This window comes from Marinobacter antarcticus (assembly GCF_900142385.1).
GTDB classification, from domain to species: domain Bacteria; phylum Pseudomonadota; class Gammaproteobacteria; order Pseudomonadales; family Oleiphilaceae; genus Marinobacter; species Marinobacter antarcticus.
The window spans coordinates 95,825-117,918 of sequence record NZ_FRAQ01000003.1 but is presented as its reverse complement, the minus strand read 5'-3'; the positions used below and the strand labels follow the sequence as shown (position 1 = coordinate 117,918).

22 protein-coding genes, 1 tRNA gene and 2 pseudogenes are annotated in these 22,094 nt (G+C 53.4%); 15 read left to right on the top strand and 10 right to left on the bottom strand.

The window, feature by feature from the left end; genetic code table 11:
* Positions 1–190: 190 nt before the first annotated feature.
* The 8 genes from BUA49_RS14610 (at position 191) to ychF (ending at position 7,199) form a co-directional block, all read left to right on the top strand.
* Positions 191–1,951, top strand: a complete 1,761-nt coding sequence (locus BUA49_RS14610) for a tetratricopeptide repeat protein (protein WP_072798919.1) — start codon at positions 191–193, stop codon at positions 1,949–1,951.
* Positions 1,951–2,586: a lipoprotein insertase outer membrane protein LolB gene (gene lolB, locus BUA49_RS14605; protein ID WP_072798917.1), complete on the top strand. Its 636-nt coding sequence runs from the start codon at positions 1,951–1,953 to the stop codon at positions 2,584–2,586. The genes BUA49_RS14610 and lolB overlap by 1 nt, the downstream gene beginning before the upstream one ends.
* Positions 2,583–3,446: a 4-(cytidine 5'-diphospho)-2-C-methyl-D-erythritol kinase gene (gene ispE, locus BUA49_RS14600; RefSeq protein ID WP_072798916.1), complete on the top strand. Its 864-nt coding sequence runs from the start codon at positions 2,583–2,585 to the stop codon at positions 3,444–3,446. Before lolB ends, ispE begins: the two co-directional genes overlap by 4 nt.
* Before the next feature lie 19 nt (positions 3,447–3,465).
* Positions 3,466–3,540 (top strand) — tRNA-Gln (locus BUA49_RS14595).
* A 58-nt stretch (positions 3,541–3,598) separates the two neighbouring features.
* Entirely contained in the window at positions 3,599–4,549 is a 951-nt protein-coding gene (locus tag BUA49_RS14590) for a ribose-phosphate diphosphokinase (RefSeq protein WP_072799184.1), read from the top strand.
* A gap of 184 nt (positions 4,550–4,733) precedes the next feature.
* On the top strand, positions 4,734–5,378 hold the full coding sequence (locus BUA49_RS14585; protein WP_072798914.1) for a 50S ribosomal protein L25/general stress protein Ctc: 645 nt from the start codon (positions 4,734–4,736) through the stop codon (positions 5,376–5,378).
* Positions 5,379–5,399: 21 nt separating this feature from the next.
* Positions 5,400–5,993: an aminoacyl-tRNA hydrolase gene (gene pth / locus BUA49_RS14580; protein ID WP_072798912.1), complete on the top strand. Its 594-nt coding sequence runs from the start codon at positions 5,400–5,402 to the stop codon at positions 5,991–5,993.
* A gap of 114 nt (positions 5,994–6,107) precedes the next feature.
* The gene (ychF, locus tag BUA49_RS14575; protein WP_072798911.1) at positions 6,108–7,199 is read left to right on the top strand and encodes a redox-regulated ATPase YchF; all 1,092 of its coding nucleotides are present in this window, start codon (positions 6,108–6,110) and stop codon (positions 7,197–7,199) included.
* Positions 7,200–7,358: 159 nt separating this feature from the next.
* Here the strand turns inward: ychF and BUA49_RS14570 are convergent, their stop codons facing one another.
* Entirely contained in the window at positions 7,359–7,634 is a 276-nt protein-coding gene (locus tag BUA49_RS14570) for a hypothetical protein (protein ID WP_072798909.1), read from the bottom strand.
* An 89-nt stretch (positions 7,635–7,723) separates the two neighbouring features.
* Between BUA49_RS14570 and BUA49_RS14565 the strand changes: the two genes are divergently transcribed.
* The 5 genes from BUA49_RS14565 (at position 7,724) to BUA49_RS14545 (ending at position 11,840) form a co-directional block, all read left to right on the top strand.
* Positions 7,724–8,230, top strand: a complete 507-nt coding sequence (locus BUA49_RS14565; RefSeq protein WP_072798907.1) for a shikimate kinase — start codon at positions 7,724–7,726, stop codon at positions 8,228–8,230.
* 226 nt (positions 8,231–8,456) lie between these two features.
* Complete coding sequence (locus BUA49_RS14560) at positions 8,457–9,014, top strand: LemA family protein (RefSeq protein ID WP_175547600.1); 558 nt, start codon at positions 8,457–8,459, stop codon at positions 9,012–9,014.
* A complete protein-coding gene (locus BUA49_RS14555) occupies positions 9,014–9,775 on the top strand; it encodes a TPM domain-containing protein (RefSeq protein ID WP_072798903.1) in 762 nt (253 codons plus the stop codon). The genes BUA49_RS14560 and BUA49_RS14555 overlap by 1 nt, the downstream gene beginning before the upstream one ends.
* 54 nt (positions 9,776–9,829) lie before the next feature.
* Positions 9,830–10,447, top strand: a complete 618-nt coding sequence (locus tag BUA49_RS14550; RefSeq protein WP_072798901.1) for a TPM domain-containing protein — start codon at positions 9,830–9,832, stop codon at positions 10,445–10,447.
* 103 nt (positions 10,448–10,550) lie between these two features.
* Positions 10,551–11,840, top strand: coding sequence for a cation:proton antiporter (locus BUA49_RS14545; protein WP_072798899.1), 1,290 nt, complete (start codon positions 10,551–10,553; stop codon positions 11,838–11,840).
* A gap of 17 nt (positions 11,841–11,857) precedes the next feature.
* On the opposite strand, the gene BUA49_RS14540 is transcribed toward BUA49_RS14545, so the two are convergent.
* On the bottom strand, positions 11,858–13,063 hold the full coding sequence (locus BUA49_RS14540; protein WP_072799182.1) for an MFS transporter: 1,206 nt from the start codon (positions 13,061–13,063) through the stop codon (positions 11,858–11,860).
* Between the two features lie 363 nt (positions 13,064–13,426).
* On the opposite strand from BUA49_RS14540, the gene ggpS reads away from it, so the two are divergent.
* Positions 13,427–15,700, top strand: coding sequence for a glucosylglycerol-phosphate synthase (gene ggpS, locus BUA49_RS14535; RefSeq protein WP_072798897.1), 2,274 nt, complete (start codon positions 13,427–13,429; stop codon positions 15,698–15,700).
* Positions 15,701–15,732: 32 nt separating this feature from the next.
* Positions 15,733–17,175: a sucrose phosphorylase gene (gtfA, locus tag BUA49_RS14530; protein ID WP_072798895.1), complete on the top strand. Its 1,443-nt coding sequence runs from the start codon at positions 15,733–15,735 to the stop codon at positions 17,173–17,175.
* 75 nt (positions 17,176–17,250) lie between these two features.
* Here the strand turns inward: gtfA and BUA49_RS14525 are convergent, their stop codons facing one another.
* The 8 genes and pseudogenes from BUA49_RS14525 to BUA49_RS14490 form a co-directional block, all read right to left on the bottom strand.
* Positions 17,251–18,156, bottom strand: coding sequence for a homocysteine S-methyltransferase family protein (locus tag BUA49_RS14525; protein WP_072798893.1), 906 nt, complete (start codon positions 18,154–18,156; stop codon positions 17,251–17,253).
* A 107-nt stretch (positions 18,157–18,263) separates the two neighbouring features.
* Positions 18,264–18,629 carry a hypothetical protein gene (locus tag BUA49_RS14520; protein WP_072798891.1) on the bottom strand — a complete coding sequence of 122 codons (366 nt, stop codon included), beginning with the start codon at positions 18,627–18,629 and terminating at the stop codon, positions 18,264–18,266.
* A 165-nt stretch (positions 18,630–18,794) separates the two neighbouring features.
* Complete coding sequence (locus BUA49_RS14515) at positions 18,795–19,427, bottom strand: MarC family protein (RefSeq protein ID WP_072798889.1); 633 nt, start codon at positions 19,425–19,427, stop codon at positions 18,795–18,797.
* Between the two features lies 1 nt (position 19,428).
* Positions 19,429–19,773: pseudogene (locus tag BUA49_RS18295) on the bottom strand (M15 family metallopeptidase); the annotation flags it as partial.
* Positions 19,774–19,810: 37 nt separating this feature from the next.
* Positions 19,811–20,197, bottom strand: a complete 387-nt coding sequence (locus BUA49_RS14505; RefSeq protein ID WP_072798886.1) for a cupin domain-containing protein — start codon at positions 20,195–20,197, stop codon at positions 19,811–19,813.
* 205 nt (positions 20,198–20,402) lie between these two features.
* The gene (locus BUA49_RS14500) at positions 20,403–21,134 is read right to left on the bottom strand and encodes an SDR family oxidoreductase (RefSeq protein WP_072798885.1); all 732 of its coding nucleotides are present in this window, start codon (positions 21,132–21,134) and stop codon (positions 20,403–20,405) included.
* A gap of 211 nt (positions 21,135–21,345) precedes the next feature.
* Positions 21,346–21,633: pseudogene (locus tag BUA49_RS14495) on the bottom strand (transposase); the annotation flags it as partial.
* 129 nt (positions 21,634–21,762) lie between these two features.
* Positions 21,763–22,038, bottom strand: a complete 276-nt coding sequence (locus BUA49_RS14490; RefSeq protein ID WP_072798882.1) for a YrhK family protein — start codon at positions 22,036–22,038, stop codon at positions 21,763–21,765.
* Between the last annotated feature and the right edge of the window lie 56 nt (positions 22,039–22,094).

Sequence of the window (22,094 nt, the reverse complement as noted above, 5' to 3'; positions counted from 1 at the left end):
GCATTTTAGCCGCCCGAGCCTGCATCTGTCACCCAAACCCGCCTGTGCTTCGGGAAGTGCGGACAGGTTGGGCAAGAACAGGAGCTTATGCCATTATAGGGAAACGGCAGCCGCCGGGGCCCGACTCAGCTCAAAAAAGAGGGGATTCGGGTTATTCAAGATGCGTAGTCGACAAATTACGGGAAGTTGCATGCACAAATCCGCACCGCTTTTGGTTATCTGCCTGTTCACCCTCTCACTGGCAGGTTGCGCCAGTATAACCGGTTCGGGTGGCACATCTGCCGTCGACGATACAACCGGCACGAACAAACAGGAAAGTATCGGGCAGAAAAGCAGCGAGCCGGCCATTGAATACGCAGACTTTGAGCCGGAAACTCTTTATCTGCTCCTCTCGGCAGAAATTGCTGCACAACGTGGCCGGTATGACGTCACTCTGGTTAACTACCTCAGAGCCGCGCAGCAATCCCGGGATAAAAATGTCATCGAGCGGGCCATGCGCATTGCCCAGTCCCTCAATGGCGACAACGCCCAGAAGACACTGGCAGAGTTATGGCTCGACGTAGATCCTGGCAACCTCCAGGCCCTTCGGGTTTTAGCCATTCAGGCTGTCAAAAGGAATGAACTTGAAGCTGCCCTGGGGTATATGGAGCAGATTCTGAATCAGGGCGGCGACGCAGATTTCGACAGCCTTGCAGCCATGGCAGGAAACCTCCCTCCGGAACAGCAACAGGAGTTGCTGGCCTTGTATGAAAAGATGGCAAACCGCCATCCGGACACACCGGAGCTGGAATATAGCACCTCCTTGCTGCTGAAAATCACCGGGAATCCTGAGGCGGCACTTAGCAGGCTGGAGCCACTGCTTGCAAAAAAACCCAACTTTCAGCCCGCCATTATCCTTAAGGGTGACCTCCTGTATCAGGTTGGCAAAGAAGGCGAGGCCATTGATCACCTGATGGTAAATACCCGGCGCTTCCCGGAAAATCGACAGATGGGCACGCTATACGGGCGCATGTTGATCAGCGAAGGTGAATTACAGGCCGCTCAGGATGAGTTCAGTCGTTTGGTGAGCCGCTACCCGGACAATCCTGGCCTGCGACTTTCACACGCGCTTGTTGCGTTGGAAAACGGGCAGCTCGAACTCGCAAAGGAAGAGCTTACAAAACTCACCGAGCAGGGCCACCACATTAGCGAAGCCAGCTATTACCTTGGCCGGATTGAAGATGAGGCCGGCAATACGGAGCAGGCCATCGGTTACTACCAGAGCGTGGAACAGGGCAACTATTACCTCCCCTCCCTCGCCCGGGCAAGCGCCTTGCTGGCAGCAGAAGGCAAGCTGGATGACGCGCTGGACAATATTCGCTCTTTGCGAAGCACCAACCCTGATCGGGCAGAAAATTTCTGGCTGCTGGAGGTAAACTTGCTGCTCGACCAAGGGCTTCAGCAAGAGGCCCTCGAAGCTGCCTCCAGCGCACTTGAGGAATACCCTGAAAACCTCCAGATCCTCTATGCGCGAGCCATGCTTTTCGACGCCCTGGACCAACCGGGCAAAGCCGAGGAAGATCTCAAGCGGATTGTTGAAAATAACCCCGAAAATGCGGTCGCACTTAACGCTCTGGGATACATACTTACAACCCGCACTGACCGCTTGAAGGAAGCCCGCGGCTACATCGAGCAGGCTATAGCATTGGATCCGGAAAACCCTGCCATTCTCGACAGCATGGGCTGGGTTCTGCTTCAGGAAGGCCAGATCGAACCCGCGCTGGACTACCTATCCCGCGCATGGGCTGCCTATCCCGACCCGGAAGTCGCTGCCCATTACGGCGAAGCATTGTGGATGAGCGGTGCAGAAGAGCAGGCACAGATCATCTGGAAAGAAGGGCTTGCGCAGGATGCAAACCACGATGTACTGCGGGAAACCATTGAGCGGCTGACCGGCAACGGTGACCAGTAATGGGTCAGCTCATTCGCGCCTGGGCGGCCATATTCATGATTGCCGGGCTGAGCGCCTGTACTACCATTCAGCTGGAGCCACTGCCGGAGGGCATGACCGATCAACCGCCGGCCGACTGGCAAGACCGCTCCGCCAAACTCAGGCAATTTGATCACTGGCAACTGTCCGGAAAACTGGCTGTGCGTCAGCCTTCGGACAGTGGCACCGCCATCATCAATTACTGGATACAGGAAGGCGAAACCTACGACCTCGCCTTGTCGTCATCATTCCTCGGAATGGGCAGCACGAAGCTTAAAGGCGTGCCGGGATTCATTGAACTGACGCTCTCGAACGGCGAGACCTACCGCTCCGGAGACCCGGATGCACTGATGAAAGCAGCCACCGGCTGGCAACTCCCCCTGGAGAGCCTGACATGGTGGATACGCGGCCTCCCGGCACCTGGCGGCGATTTCCGGCTATTGTTTGGAACCCGGGGCGAACTGGCCATGATTCGCCAGGCTGGCTGGGAAATCCGTTACGAACGCTGGCATAAGCTGCAAGGCAACACACCCGCCCTGCCCGCCCGGATTACCGCCTTAAAAAAGGATAAGCGGGTACGTGTTGTCGTCAGCAGCTGGCAGGACCTGAACCCGTGACAACTGCCATCACACTGCCCTCACCCGCCAAACTGAACCTCTTCCTGCACATTATTGGCAGGCGCCCGGATGGCCACCACGAGCTTCAGACACTGTTTCAGTTCCTCGACTATGGCGACGACATAACCTTGAGCTTGACCCCGGAACAGCCCGGCATCCGGCTTGAGAGGCCCGTAAACGGGGTTGCGGATGAAGACAACCTGATTATCAGAGCCGCACGCGCTCTTGCGAAAAAAGCACCTTGCGAGCTGCCTGGCGTAACCATAGCCATCACCAAGCGTCTGCCAATGGGTGGCGGGCTCGGCGGCGGAAGTTCCAATGCAGCCACAACTTTGCTCGGCCTGAACCACCTCTGGAAACTCGGGATAGGGCTTGATGAACTGGCGGAAACAGGGCTGGCACTCGGCGCTGACGTGCCGGTTTTTGTGCGTGGTCATGCCGCTTTCGGAGAAGGCGTAGGAGAAAAACTGACCCCCGCTTTCCCGCCGGAAGACTGGTTTGTGGTCCTGAAACCTGCCTGTGACATCAACACAGGAAAGATTTTTTCAGCGCAAGGGTTGACAAGAAACACCCCGAGAATCAGAATAGCGCCCGCTTTTGAGGGAGACGCCTCGAGGTACCGAAACGACTGTGAAGATGTAGTCAGAAGACTGTATCCTGACGTCAAACAGAGCATGGAATGGCTCACACAATTCGGACCTGCAAGATTAACCGGAACCGGGGCTTGCATATTTGGACGTTTCCCTACAGAATCCGCAGCCCGGATCATCTGGGAAAGCAAACCCTCCGGCATCACCGGGTTCGTAGCTCAAGGGGTGAACGTATCACCTCTTCACCAAAAGCTGACAGAGCTGGAATGATGCCAAAAAAGCACGATACTGGGGTGTCGCCAAGTGGTAAGGCAACGGGTTTTGATCCCGTCATGCGCAGGTTCGAATCCTGCCACCCCAGCCAACTTTCTCCCGCTTCTTCTGATTCTGACTCAAACGCCGAAAACGAGAAGGGTGCCATCGTGTCCAAACTGATGATTTTCTCAGGCAACGCCAATCCAGAGCTTGCCTATGCTATCGCCAAAAAACTCCACATCCCCATGGGAGAGGCCACTGTAGGCCGGTTCAGCGATGGCGAAACCACCGTCGAGATCAATGAAAATGTACGTGGACACGATGTATTCATCATTCAGCCCACTTGCTACCCCACCAACGACAACCTGATGGAACTTATCGTGATGGCCGACGCTCTGCGCCGCGCTTCTGCATCACGCATAACGGCGGTCATTCCGTATTATGGTTACGCCCGCCAAGATCGCCGGGTGCGTTCCAGCCGGGTTGCCATCAGCGCCAAAGTCGTTGCCGACATGATTTCCAGCATTGGCGTCGACCGCGTATTAACCGTAGATCTTCATGCAGACCAGATTCAGGGCTTTTTCGACGTTCCGGTAGACAACATCTACGCCACACCCGTTCTGCTTGAAGATATCGAAAAGCAGCGGTTCGAGAACTTTGTCGTGGTGTCACCGGATGTGGGCGGCGTTGTACGCGCCCGCGCCGTTGCCAAGAGACTGGATGATGCCGACCTGGCCATCATCGACAAGCGTCGCCCGAAGGCCAACGTTTCGCAGGTAATGCATATTATTGGTGACGTGCAGAACAAGACCTGCATCCTGGTCGACGATATCGTGGATACCGCAGGTACCTTGTGCAAAGCGGCGAACGCCCTCAAAGAGCGTGGCGCATCCCGGGTAGTGGCTTACATCACCCACCCCGTTCTCTCCGGCCCGGCTATCGAAAACATCGAGGCCTCGGATCTGGATGAGCTCGTTGTGTGCGACACCATTCCGCTGAGTGACAAAGCCAAGAATTGTGATAGAATCCGCCCCCTCAGTATGGCCGGACTGCTCGCGGAATCCATTCGCCGCGTCAGCAACGAAGAGTCCATCAGCGCCCTGTTTGAGAATGTCTGAGTAGGCAAGCAGTCATAACACTCAGAAAAACAGGAAGTTATAAGCGATCGCAAAAAGTTACCGAGTCGGGAGCCTAAACAGGCTCCCGACTCTTTTAGTCAGCCGGAAAACCCGGCTTTTCGGAAACATCACCTGTCCCAACGCCTGGTCGCGGGCAGTTCAGGTGACGATTGAGGTACAGACCATGTCTCAGGACTTTGTTATTGAAGCATTTCCTCGTGACGACAAGGGGAGAGGTGCGAGCCGCCGCCTGCGTCGCGAAGAACGTAAAATCCCGGCCATCATTTACGGTGCCGGCAAAGAAGCTACTCCGATTTCCATCTGGCACAACGAGCTGAAAAAAGCTCTGGAAAACGAAGCGTTCTTCTCGCACATTCTGACCATCGAAGTGAATGGTAAGAAAGAAAGCGTAATCATGAAGGACCTTCAGCGTCATCCGTACAAGCTGTTGCTGACTCACGCCGATTTCCAGCGCGTTGAAAAAGATCAGGAAATCTTTGTTCACGTTCCGCTGCACCTGCTGAACGAAGACTCAGCTCCGGCAATCAAGACTATGGGTGGCGTTGCATTCCGCCTGAAAACTGAGGTTGAGGTAGCCTGTCTGCCGCAGAACCTGCCTGAGTTCATCGAAATCGATATGATCGACGTAGAGATGGATCAGATCGTTCACATGAGCGACCTGAAACTTCCGAAAGGCGTTCGTATTCCTGCCCTGCAACACGGTGCAGAGCACGATCAGGCTGTTGTGTCTGTCAGCAAGCCGAAAGGCATCAAAGCTGACGACGCTGAAGACGAAGCCGAAGGCGAAGAAGGCGAAAGCAAGGAGTAATCACTCCGGAGGCGTTGGCAGATGGCACAGGATATTGTCATGGTGGTTGGGCTGGGTAACCCCGGTCCCGACTACGAGAATACCCGCCATAATGCCGGCGCCCTTTTCGTCGAAGCACTGGCTCGCGATGCGGGCCAGTCGCTCCGCCCCGAAAAGAAGTATAATGGGCACTACGCCCGCATTCAGTGGCAAGGTCTTGAACTTCACCTACTGAACCCCGCTACCTTCATGAACCGCAGCGGCTTATCTGTAAAGGCCCTCGCTGACTTTTTCAAAATTCTCCCCGGCCAGATACTGATCGCTCACGATGAGCTCGACCTACCCCCTGGAACCGCCAAGCTTAAAAGAGGCGGAGGACACGGTGGGCATAATGGCCTGAGAGACACCATCGCCCATCTTGGCACCAACGAATTCCAGAGACTCCGTATCGGCATCGGTCACCCCGGCGACAGCCGCAAGGTCACCGGCTACGTGCTGGGCCGCCTTGGCAAACGGGAAACCGAAGATCTGAACGCGGTGTTCGGCGAAATCATGCGAGTGCTGCCCGACGCTGCTTCCGGCAATTTCGCTGCCGCGATGAACCGTTTGCACAGCTTCAAGCCTGCCAGCGCCTGAATCTGCAGGGCTATACTCCCGGCTATTCAGTCACCCCTGATATCCCTTACTCGCACCCACTGCCGGACACCGGTATAATCCGGCCAAATTTTCCAGTACCAGCAGAGGCACTCCATGGGTTTTAACTGCGGCATCGTCGGCCTACCTAACGTCGGCAAATCTACCCTGTTCAACGCACTCACCAAAGCAGGCATTGGCGCGGAAAATTTCCCGTTCTGCACCATTGAGCCTAACGCAGGTGTGGTCGCCATGCCCGACCCTCGCCTTACCAAACTCGCGGAGATCGTAAAACCGGAGAGAGTCGTTCCCACCACTATGGAATTTGTGGATATTGCAGGCCTTGTTGCCGGCGCATCCAAAGGTGAAGGCCTGGGCAACCAGTTCCTTGCCAATATCCGCCAGACCGAAGCCATTGCCCATGTTGTTCGCTGCTTTGACGACAGCAACGTGATTCACGTAGCCAACAAGATAGATCCCGCTGCGGACATTGAGATCATTAACACAGAGCTCGCTCTGGCCGATATGGATACCGTTGAGAAAGCCATCAAGCGGGTGCAGCGTGTTGCCAAAGGTGGCGACAAAGAGGCCAAGGCTCAGCTGGAAATTTTTGAGCGCCTTTTGCCCGTACTGAACGAAGGCAAACCCGTTCGCAGCATGGGGCTGGACAAGGACGAGCTACTGCTGATCCGTGAACTGTGCCTGCTCACCATCAAGCCTACAATGTTCATTGCCAACGTGGCGGAAGATGGCTTTGAGAACAACCACTACCTGGACACGGTGCGCGAGATCGCGGCAGACGAAAAGGCCGTTGTGGTGCCTATCTGCAACAAGATTGAAGCGGAAATCTCGGAACTGGAAGACGACGAGAAAAGCATGTTCCTGGACGAAATGGGCATGGAAGAACCGGGCCTCGACCGGGTTATCCGCGCTGGCTACAGCCTTTTAGGCCTGCAAACCTACTTTACTGCCGGTGTTAAAGAAGTAAGAGCCTGGACGGTCAAAATTGGTGCTACGGCTCCTCAGGGTGCCGCTGTCATCCACACCGACTTCGAACGCGGCTTCATCCGCGCCGAGGTTATCGCCTATGACGACTTTATACAGTACCGCGGCGAAGCGGGCGCCAAAGATGCCGGCAAATGGCGTCTTGAAGGCAAGGAATACATCATTAAAGACGGCGACGTCATTCACTTCCGCTTTAACGTTTAATTGACACCCTCCCCTCCCTTCACCGAAAGGAGGGGAGGAGAAGCTCTTTGTTGCCTCAAGGTCTCAGGATGTCAGCTCGACGTAATTGATCTTTCCGGTCTCTTTCGTCGGTTTCACCCTGATGCGCAGGGACCCATGCCCCATCGTTGGTCAACAGGATCACTCCGGTTGTATTAAAGTAATCGATCGTGCACCCGACCTCTCTATCGTTTTTACTATTGCAGATTGGACAGTTTCATCCTCTCGTATATCATATTCAGCAGTGGTGAGTTTTTCGGTTTGTGGCTCTGCTCCTTCTTCCGAGACGAATTCAAGGAGAACCTCCGTCGCCAAGCCATTATTTGGCCCAGAGTAGGTAATGCCAAGTGTTGGATAGCCCTGAAATCCCATCTTCACTTTCTTAGATATTCTCTTTTTAGATTTTTCTAATAGCATAAGAACATCCTCTTTTTTTGGGGGTATAACCATGCGGCCTAACCCCAAAATACACCAATTATTACTACTGAGCAGGTAACGTACATACTATGCCATCGCCGCTGAATAATGTTGTATTGATTGGTATGCCGGGCTCAGGCAAGAGTACCGTAGGCGTTGTGCTGGCCAAGGCCGCCGCGTTGGCTTTCGTAGATACGGATTTGTTGATTCAATCACACGCGGGCGAAAGCTTGCAAAGCATTGTTGATAATAACGGCTACGAGGCGTTGCGCAGTGTTGAGGAACAAGTGCTGTGCAACCTGGATGTGACTGGCCACGTTATTGCGACCGGAGGGAGCGCAGTTTACAGCGAGCGTGCGATGCAGCATCTCAAGCGCAACAGTGTGATCGTGTTTTTGGATATTTCTCTGGCGACGATGCGCCAGCGCATTGGTGACTTCAGCCTGAGAGGCATTTCCAAACGCCCAGACCAAACACTGGAAGAACTATTTGCCGAGCGGCGAGTACTATACACCCGCTACGCCGATCTGGTTGTTCGCGGCGAGCACAAAACCCAGGATCAGGTGTGTGAAGAGATTCGCAGAGAGGCTTGCTAAGAGCTTACTTCACATTGCACTGGCCAGAACCAATATAAGCGTTAATACCACAGAAGCCGTATGACTGTTTTGAAGTGGCTGAGTGTGAGACCCTCTCACGCATTCTTGGCCCTTAGCTCAAGTGCCTCGTCCATCTTCAGGGAATCCCGACACTATGCAAACACTGCCGCAAACACTGCCAATCTATGCACCCCTGCGCTCGGTGCGGCAACTGACGGCGCTGCTCATGCTGGCGTTTCTGCTGACCGGCTGCGGTATTAACAACATTCCCACCTACGACGAAAAGGTCAAGGCCGCCTGGTCGCAGGTTGAAAATCAGTATCAGCGCCGGGCCGATCTGGTGCCCAACCTCGTGGAAACCGTCAAAGGCTTTGCTACCCAGGAAAAAGAGACCCTGACGGCCGTTATCGAGGCGCGCTCCAAGGCAACGTCCATTCAAGTTGATGAAAGCATTCTCAACAACCCGCAGAAGCTCAAGCAATTTCAACAAGCGCAGGGTGAGCTAAGCAGTGCATTGAGTCGTTTGATGGCTGTCTCCGAACGTTATCCGGACCTGAAGTCCAACCAGAACTTTCTCACGCTGCAATCGCAGCTTGAAGGGACAGAAAACCGGATAGCCGTGGCTCGCCGCGATTTTATTCAGTCGGTGGAACGCTACAACACCGAAATCCGCACTTTCCCTGGCAAAATCTGGCACAGCATTCTATACAGCGATCTGGAGCGGCGGGAAAACTTTGAAGCCACCGCTGAAAACGCCGATGAAGCGCCCAAGGTGGAGTTTTAATGCAATTTCCTTCGCGCTACTCCGTTGCGACCCTCCTTGCCCTGATCGTAGTACCGATATCAGCCGCCTTGGCGCAATCCACCCCGGAATTCCCGGAACTGAGTGGTCGCGTGGTGGACAAGGCCGAGATGCTGAGCCCAACCACCGAATCCCAGATCACCCAGATGCTTCAGGCCCACGAACAGGGAACCACGGAACAGGTGGTCGTGGTCACATTGCCTGATCTGCAGGGCTACGCCATAGAAGACTTCGGCTATCAGTTGGGACGGCATTGGGGCATCGGCCAGAAAGGCGAGGATAATGGTGCCCTGCTCATCGTTGCCCAGCAAGAACGCAAGATTCGAATAGAAGTGGGCTATGGTCTGGAGGGTCGTCTCACCGATGCGGCTTCAGCCACTATTATCAACCAGATTATGACGCCCGCGTTCAAGCAGGGTCAGTTTGAGCAGGGTGTTCTCAACGGCGCCGCTGCCATGGTGAACGTCCTGGGGGGCGAACCATTGGCCGTACCGAGCCGAACCGTCAGTGGTGGCCGGGAAAAACCGGAGCTCTCCCTGGTCTCAGTGCTGTTTTTCATCATCATGGCAGTGATTTACTTCATCGGTGGTGGCCGGGGTCGAGGTAGGCGCGGTGGCGCAGCACTACTAGGTGGCGCGTTGCTGGGCGCCAGCATGGGCGGCCGTGGCGGCGGATTCGGTGGTGGCGGCTTTGGCGGCGGGGGCGGCGGCTTCGGCGGCGGAGGTGCCTCCGGTGGCTGGTAACAACACGGCATTCACCGCCAGAACAGCCTTCAATCCATCAAAAAGCGATACCCCATGACATTATTGAATAAGCAGGAACAGGAACAGGTCGCGGCCGCCATCAATGCCGTCGAGCGGGAAACAGACGCTGAAATGGTGACCGTGCTGACGGCCCAGGCTGATAATTACGCCTATATCCCTCTGCTCTGGGCCGGGCTCATTACGCTTTTGGTGCCCGGCATCATCAATTACTTTACCGGCTGGCTGACCGCAGACACGTTATTGCTCGGCCAGTGGGGTGTGTTTATCGTACTCAGCCTGGTGTTCCGGATACCCGGCATCAACAGGCGACTGATCCCTCGCTCCGTGCGCTACTGGCGCGCTTCCAACCTGGCCCGGCGCCAGTTCCTGGAGCAGAACCTGCACCACACGGCAGGCGCCACGGGCATGCTGATCTTCGTTTCTGAAGCCGAGCGTTACGTCGAGATTCTGGTGGACCAGGGCATTTCCAGCCAAGTAGACAATGACGCCTGGGAAGCCATCATTGCGACTTTCACCAAGCAGGTGAAGCAGGGCGAGACGCTTCAGGGCTTTCTCACCTGCATCGAAGCCTGCGGCATGCATCTGAAAGCTCACGTGCCAAACACTCATCAGAAGAATGAACTGCCAAATCATCTGGTGATATTGACTTAAAGGCCAGGCCTTCAACATTCATTGACGTGCTAAGCTTCTAAACGCCATACCTGCTTCACGGCAGGTAAAATTCTATATTCCATCCGCCACCACCGGGTCACTCATGACCACTGCCACCTGGTTTATATTGCTTGGTTCGCTGTTGCTGGTGGTGGGCTTCACCGCTTCCTATATCAAAACGGTGCCGGCCACGTCGGCCATGGTGTATCTGGTTATCGGGTTCGTTGTCGGGCCCATGGGCTTCGGCCTGTTCCATTTCAATCCGCTGGAAGAGTCTGCATTGCTGGAGCTGCTGACTGAAATCGCGGTGCTTATTTCACTTTACTGCGCCGGCGTAAAAATGCCGGTACCCGTCAATTTCATGCGGTGGCGCACGCCTCTGCGGCTGGCTGTTGTCTCCATGACGCTGACTGTCGGCCTGGTGGCGCTCTTTGGTTACTACTGGCTCAGCCTGCCGCTCGGTGCAGCCGTATTGCTCGGTGCCATAGTGGCGCCCACGGATCCTGTGCTGGCGACCGAGGTGCAGGTTCGTCACGCCGCCGATCCCGACCGCTTGCGTTTTGCCTTAACCAGCGAGGCGGGTATGAACGACGGCAGCGCCTTCCCCTTCGTGATGCTGGGCCTGGGTTTGCTGGGGCTGCACGATCTTGGCGATAACGGTTGGCGCTGGCTGGCAGTGGATGTGATCTGGGCCAGCGGCGCGGGTATAGGTATTGGTATTATGGCTGGCTGTGGTGTCGCTTGGGTCGTCCAGGCGACCCGCAAGACGTTTACACGCTCGGAGTTTCTGGAAAACTTTGTGGGCCTGGGGCTGATTGCCGTTGCCTATGGTCTCAGTTTGTTAGTGGGCGCCTGGGGCTTTCTTGCCGTATTCAGTGCCGCAGTGGCGTTGCGCCATACTGAATTGAAACAGGTTGGCCTTAAGCAAAACTACTCGTATTCAAGCTCCGGGGAGGTTCATGAAACGAGTGAATCTCATGCCATCGTGCACATCCATGAAAGCTCTCTGGTCTTTAACGAACACCTGGAAAAGCTCGCTGAAATTGTGCTGGTATTGCTAATCGGCGGGTCGCTGTTCTGGGACTCCTGGAGTTGGCGAGCCGTTGGTTTCGCGGCTTTCCTGTTCTTCATTGCTCGCCCCATCAGCGTTCACCTGGGCTTGTGGGGAAGCAAGGCGCCGATGCGCCTGCGCAATATGACAAGCTGGTTTGGGGTGCGCGGCATTGGCTCGCTGTACTATCTGGTGTACGCGATCCAGCACGGGCTGCCAGAGAATATAGCACTGGAGTTGGTACACCTGACCCTGGTCGTGGTTGCCCTCTCTATACTGGTTCATGGCGTGAGTGTTAAGCCAGCCATTGCCCACTTTTGGCGGTCGCGAAACACCGGATAGGCGCCTCAGGCCGGGACTCACCCTTCTTTTTCTATCATTTCGACAATCTCATGAGACGTCTGCACCATGGGCTCGAAATGCGCATGCTCCCCTGCTGTCAAAACCGACACATGTCTGACCTGATAAGCCGCATAGGCTGTCAGTAAAAAGAGGATACCCGCCATATAAAGCGGCATGCCCTGAATACCCACCAGATTCATGATAATTCCCACAAACAAGGGAGCCAGGGCGGCACCGGCGCCATGCAACACCAGCATGTCGGTTGACCCCGAGACCACTTCATCCGGATGCAACTGATCAAGCAGCTGAGCCACACCCAGCGGATAGAGAGAAAAAGACAGACCGCCCCAGATAAAGAACGTAATCATCAACATCCTCTGGCTTTGCACCAGCGGCATTATCAAACACATCACAGCAGCCAGAGCCGCGACATAGATAAGAACCTTGCGGCGATCATGGGTGTCGGAAAAACGGCCGATCGGGATCTGCAAAAGCGCACCCCCGACAATGGTAAGGCTCATCATCAAACCTACTTCTGAAAGGCCAAAGCCCAACTTGCTGGCGTATAGCGGCGCCATCCCCCAAAAGGCCCCCATGGCCAGACCGGAGAGAGCCGAAGTCGCGACCGCAAGCGGCGCAAACTTCATTAACTTTTTCAGGCTGCTTTTCGCCCGATCCGGAATCAGGGGCTGACTGCGGCTGGTGATGGTTATCGGCAGAAGCGCCCAGCAGATCAATATGGCTGAGAGAGAGAACAGCACGAACACTTCCCCGGTGTTTAAACGCAGGAGTTGCTGCGCCAGAGCGATAGCGCCGAGGTTGACGACCATATAAAGCGCAAAGATGCGGCCGCGCTCTTCCCTGACGGCACGGGTGTTGAGCCAACTTTCAGTCACTGTCATCAGAGTGACAAAGGCAATGCCGTAGAAAAACCGCAGCAATAACCAGACCCAGGGGTTCACCCAAATTACATGCAAAAGCGCGATGGTGGCGCAAAGTGCCGCGCAAAAAGCAAAGGTGCGGATGTGCCCCATACGCCGGATCAGGCAACCACTGACGAATATGCCGCAGGCAAAGCCGACGAAGAAACCGGACATGATGAAGCCAATCCAGATTGTTGAAAAACTCTGGCCGTTGGCGGTCACTGCCAGCAACGTGTTGAGCAGACCACTACCGAGCTGTAATAGCGCGACGCTGCCCAGAATCGCACCAATGGGGCGCATAAGAGACAACATAGGAACCTCCTGACCTAGCTTTGCTTTTAGGGCGTACTACCCGCGGCCTGTAAGCACTTGAGGATTGTTCTTGTCTTTATGTACCGTCTTCGTGATCACGCGTGTGCTGTCAAATCCTGCAAGAGCTACGCCATGCACTGGATTTTCTGTATCACCATGTTTTTACGAGGTATTTTTGGATTTTATGAGCGGCGAACCGGTGTTGCCGTCCTATTCCGGTATGGAAACTGCATTCGTAGTTTGCAGGGTCCACTAGTTCAGCAAAGCTTTGCCCATGCTAGCCGCTCCCATCTCTACGTAATGTTTCGCTGAACTCCTGGACATAAGTAAAGACTTATACAGGTGTATAAAATGCTACTAGCCACCGACCTTGACGGTACTTTTCTCGCTGGTGATCCAGAAAATCGCCTCAAGCTCTATCGACTCATCGTTGCTCACCCCGAAATCGATTTAGTATTTGTCACCGGTCGAGGGCTGGAAGCAGTACTACCCCTGCTGTCCGATCCGACGATTCCGCATCCCGACTACATTATCTGCGATGTCGGCTGCACGGTGGTTCATGGCGCCTCGCAACAGGCGATACAGCCACTGCAGGGCGAGATCGACGAGCTCTGGCCAGGTGAGCAAATTGTGGAGAGCACCCTGTCCTCATTCGAAGGCCTACAGCGTCAGGAAGTACCTCAGGAGCGCCGCGTCTCTTACTTCTGTGACAGCGATCTGGTCAGCGAAGACATGCTGGCACGTGTGAGCGCGTTGTCCTGTGATGTGCTGTTTTCGGCGGGCAAGTACCTGGACATACTTCCACAGGGTGTCAACAAGGGGCGCACCCTGTCCCGCCTGGTTGAACATCTGGGGGTTGACCCGGAATCGGTTCTGGTTGCCGGTGACACCCTGAATGACTTGTCGATGTATAGACACGAATTCAAAGGTGTCTGTGTCGGTGCATCCGAGGCCGGACTACTGGATGCAACCGAGCATCAGGCGCGCGTACTTCATGCTGGAGCGTCAGGCTGTGGCGGCATTCTGGAGGCCTTCGAACATTTCGGTTATCTGGGCCATCTGGGTATTGAAGCCGAAATTCCGGACGACATGAACAGGGGCAAGTCCGACCTGGTGATTGTCTACCATCGCCTGCCTTATGAAGAAGTGGTTGAGAATGGGGAATTGATTCGGCGTCGGCCCAAATCCCCTAACGGCATCATTCCGACACTGCTGAGCTTCTTTTCCGATGGCAAAGCGGGTTCCTGGGTCGCCTGGTCGATTGATGATCCCGATCTCGGCCCCTTCCAGACCCACACCGAAGTGGATACCCGTCGCTACGAAAAACTGGTCGCGGCACGCGTGGCACTGAGCAAAGAAGACGTTGATATCTTCTATAAACGATTCTCGAAAGAAGCCTTCTGGCCAACCTTGCATACGTTCTGGGAACGGGCCACCTTTCGGGATGACCACTGGCAGGTGTACCTCAAGGTCAACAAAATGTTTGCCGAGCGCACCGCCGAGGAAGCGGCGGAAAACGCTGTGGTCTGGATTCACGATTACAATCTGTGGATGGTGCCGGCCTATTTACGCGAAATGCGCCCGGACCTCACCATCGCCTTTTTCCATCACACTTACTTCCCGTCAGCTGACGTATTCAACGTGCTGCCCTGGCGCCGCGAAATCATCGGCAGCCTGTTGCAATGTGACTACATTGGCTTCCACATCCCCAAGCAGGCCGAGAACTTTGTCGATGTGGCAAGAGGCGTCACCCCGCTGGAAGTCACCCAGAAAATGGGCTGTGCACCACGCTTTCTAACCTACGGGTGCGCGGTGGGTCTTGATGAAATGAGCACCGAAATCAAGGTGAATGACCGCAAGATCGGACTGGGCGCACACCCCGTCGGGCTTGACCTGAATCGCGTTCGTAACGCCCTGTCTGATCAGAGTGTCGTCGCGCAAATGGAAACACTGCGTGAAGAATTCAAGGATGTTCGGCTGATCCTCTCAGTGGAACGTCTCGATTTCACCAAAGGCATTATCGAAAAGCTACATGCTTACGAGCGCATGCTGAACGAGCATCCCGAACTGAAAACCAAAGTCACCCTGATGTTGGTCTGTGTGCCGGCGGCAGCAGGAATGACCATTTACGAGGAATTGCTGTCGCAGATCGAGCAGACGGTGGGGCGCATTAACGGGCAGTTTGCACAGGTCGGATGGACCCCGGTGCAGTTCTTCTTCCGCGCCCTGCCCTTTGAAGAACTGGTGGCCTATTACACCATGGCCGATGTTATGTGGATTACGCCGCTGCGGGATGGCCTGAACCTGGTCGCAAAAGAATACATCGCAACCCAGGGGTTAACTCAAGGCAGTGGCGTGCTGGTGCTGTCTGAATTTGCCGGCGCTGCGGCCGAACTGCGCGGAGCCATTCTGGCGAATCCGCATCACCCGCAGGACCTGGCCGATACCTGCTACTACGCATTGGCGATCAGCCGTAGCGATGCCCGGAACCGACTGAGCGAAGCCTTCGAAGTGGTTTGCCGTTATGACATCGAGTACTGGGGTCGGGAGTTTATCAATGAGGTCGAACGGCGACGCGCGACAAAGTTAAACAAGATTTTGCCAATAGGTCATTGCGCGGCTTGATCTGACGTTCAACCAATCCAGGAGCCAGACACATGCTGTTAAAAAATGCCGTGCAGCTGATTTGCTACCCAGACCGAATTGGCAATGATCTGAAAGACCTCTACAAAGTCGTCGACAAACACCTGTCAGAGGTCATTGGTGGGCTGCATATCCTGCCGTTTTTCCCCTCCAATGCCGATGGCGGGTTTTCGCCCTTGACTCACAAGGAAGTGGACCCGGATTTTGGTACCTGGGACGACATTGAAGCCTTCACGGAAAAGTACGACCTATGCGTCGACCTGACTGTGAACCATATCTCCGATGAGTCTCCCGAGTTTAAGGACTTTATCGCCAATGGCTTTGACTCGGAGTATGCCGACCTGTTTGTTCATGTCGACAAATTCGGCGACATCTCCCCTGACGACATGGCCAGGATTCACATTCGCAAGGAGAAAGAACCCTTCCGGGAAGTGACGCTTGCGGATGGCACAAAAACCCGGGTCTGGTGCACCTTCACCGAGCAGCAGATTGATCTCAATTATGAGTCCAACCAGGCTTACCGCCTGATGGAAAGTTATATCGGCTTTCTCACCTCAAAAGGCGTCAACCTGCTGAGGCTCGATGCCTTTGGCTACACCACCAAACGTATCGGAACCAGCTGCTTCCTGGTGGAGCCCGAGGTCTATCAGATACTCGACTGGGTCAACCAGGTGGCCCTGAAACACGGCGCAGAATGCCTTCCGGAAGTCCATGATCACACCAGCTATCAGTACGCGATCGGCCGACGCAACATGCACCCCTATGGCTTTGCTTTGCCGCCGCTGCTGCTTTACTCGCTGCTGGACGCAAACAGCGTGTACCTGAAGAACTGGCTGCGAATGTGCCCACGCAACATGGTCACCGTGTTGGACACCCACGACGGAATCTGTATTCCGGATGTCGAAGGTGTGTTGCCGGATGAAAAAATCAGAGTGCTTATCGATAACATTGATGCCCGCAGTGCAGACCCGATCATGCGGCGCTCAGCGGCCAATATCCACAGCGTTGGCGCAATCTACCAGCTCACCTGCACCTTCTATGACGCGCTCATGCAAAACGATGACGCCTACATTGCGGCCCGGGCGATCCAGTTCTTCACCCCCGGCATTCCACAGGTCTATTACGTTGGGCTGTTGGCCGGGTGCAATGACCACGAACTGATGGAGCAAAGCGGCGAGCTGCGGGATATTAATCGTCACTACTACAGTCTGGACGAAGTGGAACAGGAGATTCAGAAGCCCGTCGTGCAACGCTTACTGAGCCTGATGAAGTTTCGTACCAACTACCCTGCCTTTGATGGCCACTTTGAACTGAATTACTCCAACAATTCCAGTGTGGCCATGGCCTGGCGCCATGGGGACTATTACTGCCATCTGTTTGTCGACCTGAACTTCAATACAGTAAAAATCAGGTATTACGATCTCGACACCGGGCAGATGGAAAAGCTTTCGTGTTGATGCAGTAGCCGTTGACCACCCCGTTAATGAAAAAGTCAGAATATCAACGCCATGCCATCGAATTCCTTGTATGCACTAGATAATATTTTTTGCTAAATACTCGAGATGTTTGCCATCGGTACCACAACAACCACCAAGTATTTTTAATCCGAAATCCCTGTTCAATCGGACCATAAGGCTACCCCATTCTGAAACGGATTCAGATTTCAGGTCCTCAGAACCTTCCAGCTCAGCATGGCTAAGAGAGGACGCGTTTGCCTGTATGCCAATTAGCCGTTCAAGTACTTTTTCAGACAGGGCCGCCGGATTCAAAAATGACGGATAGGAACAGTTAATAAAATAGCCAAGCGGTTTATTCGTGGTCTTTGCATCCACATATTCAATTGCCTTCTGAATCTCCGTTCCATCCAGGACCTTACCATCGGAACTGATCACGAAACTTATTATGTAAGGCAAGCCTGTTGCTTCCATTGCCAGAGCAATTCCCGCTGCCTCCTCTACAGAGGGCAACGTGACTGCAATTAGAAAATCAACGCCTCCTCTTGCCAGCTGGTCGACCTGCCATTGATGGAACTCGCTCGCCTCATTCAGTGACAATCCTTCCTCAGGCAAATAGCAATCGTTTTTACAGCCAATCAGACCTCCGATTTTGACGGGTACTTTCCCGGATTCTTCGGCAGCCAGTTCTTTCAGGAACTTTGCGGCCTCAACGTTAATGTCCTGTTGCTGACTTGAGGCTTGCACTCTCTCCTTGTTTGCCCTCCAGGTAGGCGTACATAGCAATATAGGCCGGTTATTGGCCTCGGCGATGCCTAAATACTCCTGATACAGGCTCCGCAGTGCGGCTCGACCCTCTTCACTATGGACCAAAGGGGCGTGAACTAAACTCCCGTCCAACTCTATCTTTTTGTTACGCCGGAGCCTTTCGACGATGGCAGCCTCGGCGAGAATAAAATGATATTTTTCAAGGAGCTCTTTCATATGAAACTCTGTGGGAAATTAGTTAATTAACGAGGCTGTAGAAAAACCCAATTCTGAGCTGTTCCCACCGCAGTGATTGGTCGAAAATTGCTTTTTATTATAATACGTTAACGCAACTCAACACTTATAGTCTTGCCACCATATTCATGAACAGAGTCGTGAGCACGTATCGTGACAGTTTTAATATGCTCAGGAATTTCAACTCCTGAAAGACTTCTGGTGAACGGTTGTTCATCAACATGGGGGTGATGAAGGATTCTAGTTCCCAAAATATTCCCCTCTTCATCAACAACTTCCCATTTATCGGCATAGTGTTTCCATCCAGTATCTGCGTGCAATACTGCCACGGTAAAGCTGTATGAGCTCTTGCTGTTTTCGTTAACGTTTACTTCAACCACATCTGCTTCACCAGCAAATGTGGCAGAGCTCCAAAGGATTAAAAAGAAGATGAGTAATGGCTTATATTTCTTCATGGCGTCCTTCATTATCTGTTTTCTAACAAGGCTGTCGAAAAAACTGGAGCCTTAACTATAGACGGTGTCTTTTGTTCGTGGGTAACTCGGAAACTTAACGCTGGCATCATCTGCGAGCTTTAGAGAGTCAGTTGAATGCCCTCGTTAGATGATTCAAGGATGCGGTCAATTTCCAATTATCCCACTTTGTTTAATACCATCAAAAATGAATTGAACAGCCAAAGCAGACAACAAAACGCCCATAATTCGACTTATAACATGCATGCCAGTGACACCAAGAAGTTTATGCAGTTTGCTTGCAAGCAGCAATGCAATTCCGGTGAGGAGCAAAATGGCAAGGAGCGATGCAATAACAATTGCTTGCCGTGTTAAGTCACCTTCTGCACTAGCCATTAATAGAATAGCAGCACCCATAGCTCCGGGACCTGCGATGAGCGGTGTAGCTATCGGAAAAATAGAAATATCCTGTTTCGATATAGCTTCACGCTCTTCTTCCTCTATCGTTGAGGATCCGCCGGAAGAGCGCGCGAACACCATATCAATGCCAATTAGCAACAATAAGATCCCTCCAGCGGTCCGAAATGCAGGGAGCGATATACCAATACTAGCCAAGAGAACTTCACCGATTAGTGCGGTTGTGATCAGGATTACGGTAGCGATGAGTGTAGCGCGGATAGCCATCGATCGCTTACGCTGAACCGATTCAGTCGCTGTCAATGCAGCAAATACAGCCGCAACGTCGATTGGGCCAATTGTTGCAAAGAAAGTCGCTAGGGCTAAGCTCGCAGTTTCAATCATACTAAAGTCTCTGAAATATTCCCCATCTAACGTGTCTGGGATCAGCTACGAGCGAAGCGAGTCTGCTGGATCCCATTGTTATCCGGGGGACAGCCGTAGATGGACACCTGCGTCCGATCGAATACGCCCAGAACCGGTCCCCGTAAGAGAAGTGCCACCACTCGTGAGCGTAGTTGACGAACCCCTCCTCAGTCATCACCTGTAGCAGAAGGTCGCGGTGCTTTCGGGCTCGATATGACAAACCATCGCAGTAGGTTGCGCACAGGGGCGGCTCCACCCGTGCCCAGTCGCGAATCTCCATTCCGAAGTCGAGGACCGAGCCGGCAGAGTCTACGATCTCGACGTCGGCTGCAGCCGATTTGTTGGGCTAAACTGTGACTGGGTCAGCCTTTTACCTTCTCAATCATGTGATTAATGACATGACTGTGCTGTTGCTGAGGGCTGAACATTACGATCTCTGCGTCTGCGTTGACCTTTACATTGTGCCCGGGTGGCCAGTAAAAGAGATCATTCGCGTTGACTGTTTCCTGTGTGCCGTTCGCGTCCGTCGTCGTGAGTTGCCCGCACAGGACGAAACCCCAGTGTGGGCACTGGCACAAATCGCCATCTAGTCCCTGGAACAAAGGTGTGGTATCAACGCCTGCCGAGAGGCTGAAATACTCGCCACTGATCTTACCTAATCCAGTGGCGTCACCGAACTCCGTTCGCTGACGTATCACGGCGCCTGGAATCTCCATTTTAACGTCTATGTCTTCTTTGGCTATACGCATGTTTGTTTTCCCTTTTTTTATGGATGCTTTAAGTTTGGTGGTCTGTCTGTCGCAGCATCCATTTTAAGCGATAGACGCCCAACGCCCGCTTAAGGAGCAGACAACGCAAACCACTGAACTCAAACATAACAGCCGTAACCAAAAATGCTCATTTGAACTAAAAATGCCACGCGTTGGCTGTCCCTCTTGAAGCGTTTGCTATGAGCTATTTTCCACCGGCTACGTCGATGAATGAACCTGTAACATAAGATGCATCGTCCGATAACAACCAAGTAATTGTATTCGCCACTTCCTCTGGTGTCCCGCCACGTTGAAGAGGAATTTGTGGAGCTAAACGCTCGACTCTATTTGGCTCACCACCGTCAGCATGCATCTCTGTATGGATAAAACCCGGACGCACAGAATTAACACGAATGCCCTTTTCTGCAACTTCAAGCGACAAACCTTTGGTTAACGTATCCATCGCACCTTTTGAAGCTGCGTAGTCAATGTATTCAAATGGAGAGCCTGTTCTTGAAGCTGCCGATGATACATTGACAATAGAGCCATAGGTTTGATTACGCCTTAGGAACTCACGCGAGCAAAGAAAACAACTGGTCACGTTAGACTGCATCACTTGATTAAATCGCTCAACATCAATGTCGATAAAACTCGATTGTTTAAAGAGACACCCTGCATTATTGACTAAATGTGTCACCTGACCAAATTGACGTTCTGTTTCGTCAAAGAGAGCCACCACTTCACGTTCTTTAGATACATCCGCTTGAAACGGAAATGCTTGACCGCCTAACGCTATGATTTCATTAACCAATGATATGGCACTATTTGAGTCGGAGCGATAATTCACACAAGCCAAATATCCTTTAGACGCGAGTAACTTTGACGTTGCAGCTCCAATTCCTCGACTGCCGCCAGTAACAATAACGACCCTGTTCATGTGAACCTCTTTAATAGCTCATAACGAGCCTGTAGAAAAACCCTTCACAGAGCCTGATCCACAGCCGCTTTGTTGTTTTTACATCACTTGCGATCAACTGGCACAAGTTCGTTATTTTCTCGGCAACACCGGAGCATTAGCTACATTTAGCCCCAAACGCTGCCCATCTAGCCCTCTGAGGACTGTTTCGTGCTTCATCGAAGTCTAGTAGTTATGCCGCTAACTGTCCGTAATTCGCCAGCTTCTCAATGTTGTGCACCAAGTAATACAACTGCCACTGACCCTGCACCTTCTTTTTGCTCCGCAGGCTGAAGCGACTCAGACGTTTATTACTGCCGATATTGCCGAACACCGGCTCCACCACCGACATGCGATGACTGTATATTTCTTTGCCTCGCTGGCTGTTCACCCGGTGCTTCATCCAGTCGGTGTAATTTGGTGCGCGTTTGTTCTCAACGGTGAATGAGACCTGCCGGCCGGAGCCATTGCGGTGGCGCGCTTGATGTATGGCTCAGGCCTGCGTATCAACGAAGCCTTGAGGCTTCGGGTGAAAGGTGTGGATTTTGGGATGCAGCCGTGTTCTTCGCAAAGGCGGATTCGGTGTCCGCAGCCCTGTCGATGACGGCTTCTAGTTTTCCCAGTTGCTCGTCGCTATCCGCTTCACGTGGATATGGCTGATCAGCCGGATGGTAGGGCGAACCAGGAACTGGAAACTGCCAATGATGAACATCCAGATGGCCGTTTTTTCATCTTCGGGGTACAGGAACAGGATGCTGCCCGACAGAAACCAGATGGCAATGAAGAAGTCATTGATGATACTGATCGTCTCGTAGCGGCGGCGAACGAACAATTCTTCACGCCCCAGCTTCAGAGTCAGTGGGCTGTCGATGCGATCTTCAACCATGATAAGTCCCGTTTCAGGCAGGTAGGTGGCGGAAGTCAGTTTCCGCCGCTGCTTGA

Coding starts and splice junctions, on each gene's coding strand:
- BUA49_RS14610 (WP_072798919.1), top strand. CDS start 191: ATGCACAAATCCGCACCGCTTTTGGTTATCTGCCTGTTCACCCTCTCA.
- lolB (WP_072798917.1), top strand. CDS start 1,951: ATGGGTCAGCTCATTCGCGCCTGGGCGGCCATATTCATGATTGCCGGG.
- BUA49_RS14585 (WP_072798914.1), top strand. CDS start 4,734: ATGTCTCAGGACTTTGTTATTGAAGCATTTCCTCGTGACGACAAGGGG.
- pth (WP_072798912.1), top strand. CDS start 5,400: ATGGCACAGGATATTGTCATGGTGGTTGGGCTGGGTAACCCCGGTCCC.
- ychF (WP_072798911.1), top strand. CDS start 6,108: ATGGGTTTTAACTGCGGCATCGTCGGCCTACCTAACGTCGGCAAATCT.
- BUA49_RS14570 (WP_072798909.1), bottom strand. CDS start 7,634: ATGCTATTAGAAAAATCTAAAAAGAGAATATCTAAGAAAGTGAAGATG.
- BUA49_RS14565 (WP_072798907.1), top strand. CDS start 7,724: ATGCCATCGCCGCTGAATAATGTTGTATTGATTGGTATGCCGGGCTCA.
- BUA49_RS14560 (WP_175547600.1), top strand. CDS start 8,457: ATGCTGGCGTTTCTGCTGACCGGCTGCGGTATTAACAACATTCCCACC.
- BUA49_RS14555 (WP_072798903.1), top strand. CDS start 9,014: ATGCAATTTCCTTCGCGCTACTCCGTTGCGACCCTCCTTGCCCTGATC.
- BUA49_RS14550 (WP_072798901.1), top strand. CDS start 9,830: ATGACATTATTGAATAAGCAGGAACAGGAACAGGTCGCGGCCGCCATC.
- BUA49_RS14545 (WP_072798899.1), top strand. CDS start 10,551: ATGACCACTGCCACCTGGTTTATATTGCTTGGTTCGCTGTTGCTGGTG.
- BUA49_RS14540 (WP_072799182.1), bottom strand. CDS start 13,063: ATGCGCCCCATTGGTGCGATTCTGGGCAGCGTCGCGCTATTACAGCTC.
- ggpS (WP_072798897.1), top strand. CDS start 13,427: ATGCTACTAGCCACCGACCTTGACGGTACTTTTCTCGCTGGTGATCCA.
- gtfA (WP_072798895.1), top strand. CDS start 15,733: ATGCTGTTAAAAAATGCCGTGCAGCTGATTTGCTACCCAGACCGAATT.
- BUA49_RS14525 (WP_072798893.1), bottom strand. CDS start 18,156: ATGAAAGAGCTCCTTGAAAAATATCATTTTATTCTCGCCGAGGCTGCC.
- BUA49_RS14520 (WP_072798891.1), bottom strand. CDS start 18,629: ATGAAGAAATATAAGCCATTACTCATCTTCTTTTTAATCCTTTGGAGC.
- BUA49_RS14515 (WP_072798889.1), bottom strand. CDS start 19,427: ATGATTGAAACTGCGAGCTTAGCCCTAGCGACTTTCTTTGCAACAATT.
- BUA49_RS14505 (WP_072798886.1), bottom strand. CDS start 20,197: ATGCGTATAGCCAAAGAAGACATAGACGTTAAAATGGAGATTCCAGGC.
- BUA49_RS14500 (WP_072798885.1), bottom strand. CDS start 21,134: ATGAACAGGGTCGTTATTGTTACTGGCGGCAGTCGAGGAATTGGAGCT.
- BUA49_RS14490 (WP_072798882.1), bottom strand. CDS start 22,038: ATGGTTGAAGATCGCATCGACAGCCCACTGACTCTGAAGCTGGGGCGT.